We start from the raw sequence: 3,346 nt of genomic DNA, 5'->3' as shown, positions 1-3,346 counted from the left end.
CCTCCCCCCTGCCCTACTTCGCCGCCCCGACCTCGACCGTGCCGAAGCCGGTGCGGCCGTAGCGGTCGGGGCGGTACATGTCCTCGACCAGCGCGCCCGGATGCAGGTAGCGCCCCGGCGAGACGGCCCGCACCGTGTAGGCCACCGTGAAGAAGGCGGATTGCTCGGGCGTGCGGTCGTAGGCCGCCACGAAGCGGTCGTCGCGGAACTCGGTGTGGACCGGCACGACGTCGCTCTTGGCGAAGCTGAGGCCGGTGAGCGCGTCGGCATCGAGCAGCTTCGGGTTGTCGATCTCGAGTCCCGCGGGCAGGCGATCGACGAGCAGCAGGCGCGCGGCGCTGGCCTTGGCCTCCGTCACCTTCAGCACCACCACGAGCCGGTCGTTCTGACGGATGCCGCGGGCCGGATCGACCACTGAGCCGTCGAGGCGGTGGTAGGTCCGTTCCACGGTGTAGCCGCGCGACTCGGCGGGCTCCGGCGCCAGCGGGTTGCCGTTGATGCCGAGCGCCACCTGCACGGGCGCGGCCCCCGTGTTCACCACGCTGACCGGCCGCGCCTCGAGCGCCGCGCCGCGGAAGCTGCGGGCGAGCGGCCCCGTCTGGGGGGCGCCGTCCACCGTGAAGGACAGGCTCTCGGCCTCCTTGGTCAGGCCGGCTGCGGCCAGCACCATCCAGGCGTTCTCTTGCGTGCTGGTGGTGCGGCCCGTGGCCCGCTCCTCCCCGAGCACGGCGGCCACGGGCTGAAGCGCCTCGCGGGCCAGGCCGGTCTCGGCGGCGAGCGTGATCAGGCCCGCCCCGTCGCGCAGGCGCGAGCCGTAATCGGCGCGGTAGTCGCGCCCGTCGCGGGCGGCGCGCAGCGCCCCGAGCGCGGAGTCGAGCGCCTTGCCGGCGCGCGTCCGGTCGCCGAGCAGCGCCAGCGCCGCGGCGATCTGGGCGCGGCCCAGCGGCGTCGCGAAGTCCCCGATCTTCGTGTCGGCGAGGTAGCGCAGGTCGCCCATCACCGGGCGGCCGTTGCGGGCCAGCACGTAGGCCGCGTAGGCGAGGTCGGCGCCGCCGTCGCGCACCTCCGTGGTGTTGGCGACCGCGTTGCGCAGGCGGTCGAGCGCCAGGGTGAAGGCCGTCTGCGGCACCGCGAAGCTGCGCTCGCGCGCCCGGGTCAGGAAGTCGGTGACGTAGGCGTCGAGCCAGAGGTCGTTCGAGCCTTGCGCCGACCACAGGCCGAAGCTGCCGCTCGAATCCTGGCGCGCCAGCACGCGGTCGATCGACTCGCGCACCCGCTCGTCGAGCTTGTCGTCGAGCGCCAGCTTGTCGAGGGCCGCGAGCTTGTTGACGTAGAGCAGCGGCATCGCCCGGCTGACCACCTGCTCGGAACAGCCGTAGGGGTAGCGGTCGAGCGCCTGGAGGAGGGCCGGCACGTCGAGGCCCGGCAAGGCGGACGCCGCGACCGAGACCGTGCCGGTGCCGGGCAGGATGTCGGAGAGCAGGTCCGGCGAGAGGGTGAGAGCGGCGCCCGGCGCCAGCGTCTGCACGCTCCGGCGCAGCATCGGCCCGGTGCCGGGGCCGACGTTGAGCGCGAAGCTCTGGCCGACGCCCGGGGGCAGGCCGGGCCCGGTCAGGGTGAGGTCGAGCCGGGCCAGCCCCGGGCCGGCCGCGGTCAGCGGCAGGACGAGCTGGCCCCGGGCCCCGGCCTCCAGCCGCATCGCGCTGTGCACGGCCTCGGCGCCGACGAGGACCGGGCCCGCGAGGTCGAGATCGACCGTGTAGTCGCCGCCCGCGCCCTCGACGTTGTCGAGCGCCACGAAGATGCGCGAGCGGTCGCCCACGTTGAGGAAGCGCGGCAGCGTGCCGGTGAGCACCACGGGGTCGCGCACGATCACGTCGGCCTGGGCCTGCCCCGTGCGGCCGGCGCTCCAGGCGGTCACCATCACGCGGGCCGTGCCGTTGAAGGCGGGCACCGGGAAGGTCACCCGCGCGCTGCCGTCCGCCCCCACGGCGACCACGCCGGAATAGAGCGCCAGCGGTGCCTGGGTCGGGGGCGAGTCGGCGAGTTCCCCGCCGGCCCCGTCGCCGCCGGAACGGATCGCGCCCTGCGTGCCCTGCATCCCGTCGATCAGGTAGCCGTAGACGTCGCGGATCTCGGGGCCGAGCGCCTTCTGGCCGAAGAAGTGGCGCGTCGGGTCGGGCGCCTCGTAGCGGGTGAGATTGAGGATGCCGACATCGACCATCGCCACGGTGACGCGCGCCTCCTCGCCGGCCTTCAGCCCGGCGAGCCGCACCGGCAGGGTGAGATCCTGCCGCGGCCGGATCTTTTGCGGGGCGTCGAGCGTGACCGCGAGTTCGCGCGCGCCGCGATCGACCGAGAACCACGCCAGCCCCAGCGCCCGGCCCGGCAGGCGCTTGGCGGCCTGATCGAGCGGCCGGTAGGCGGTGGCGACGAGATACGCGCCGGAGCCCCAGGCCGCCTTCACCGGGATGTCGACCGTGGTGCCGCCCTCGGGCACCGCCACGTCCAGCACCTCGTGCACCCGGTCGCCGACCACCGCGAGCGTCGCCCGGCCGCGGAAGCGCGGGTTCAGCCGCGCCCGCAGCCTGTCGCCGGCCGCGTAGGCCCCCTTGTCGAGGGTGAGGTCGAGGAGGTCCGGCACGTCCGCGGTCTCGGTGCCGCTCCAGCCGACCTGGAAGGTGACGCTCGCCGTGGCCCCCGGCCGGCCGGGCACGCTCGTCTCAAGCCGGTAGGTGCCGAAGCCGACCGGCGCCGAGACCTTCGCGGGCTCGTCGGCCCGCACGTCGAGTGTCCCGTTCGCGACGCGACGCACCTGCTTCACCGGCTCGAAGGACCAGCGCCCGTCCGCCCGGTACCACTGGTAGCTCCGGTCGATCCGCGACAGGGTCCAGGCGACGCCCTCCTGCGCGAGGCGCCGGCCGTCCGGCGCGGCCATCACCACGTCGAAGGTGGCGGGCGCGCCCTCGGCGAGTTCCCGGAAGCCCTTGCGGATCGCCAGCACCGGCTCGGCCGGCAGGATCGGCAGGGTGAGGCTGCGCGAGAGCGCCCGGCCGCCGGGCTCGCCGACCGCGAGCGTCACCTTCGCTTCCAGCGGGCGCGGGCTCGCCGCCTCCGGGATCGGCACCGTCACGCTCGCCCGGCCCGCCGCGTCCGTCGTGGCGCGCGCCTCGATCTCCTGGCTCACCGCCTCGAAGGGCTCGTCGTCGAGGCCGGTCGAGAAGCCGTCGAGCCCCGGGATGCCACTGCCCTGGGCGGCCAGCACCGCGACGCTGCCCGAGACCTCCAGCCCCGCGCCCGGCGCGCCGTAGAGGTAGCGCGCCGCGACCGCGATCTCGGCGGGCTC

The 3,346-nt window shown here is 75.2% G+C and carries 1 protein-coding gene; it reads right to left on the bottom strand.

Annotation, left to right across the window (positions count from 1 at the left end; translation table 11 throughout):
- Window positions 1-13: 13 nt before the first annotated feature.
- Window positions 14-3,346: alpha-2-macroglobulin (locus tag AX737_RS29170; protein ID WP_197430763.1), on the bottom strand; the 3,333-nt coding region annotated here is incomplete at its 5' end.

It is taken from the genome of Methylobacterium sp. CCH5-D2, from assembly GCF_001556475.1.
GTDB classification, from domain to species: domain Bacteria; phylum Pseudomonadota; class Alphaproteobacteria; order Rhizobiales; family Beijerinckiaceae; genus Methylobacterium; species Methylobacterium hispanicum.
This window is presented reverse-complemented; position numbering and strand designations above follow the sequence as displayed.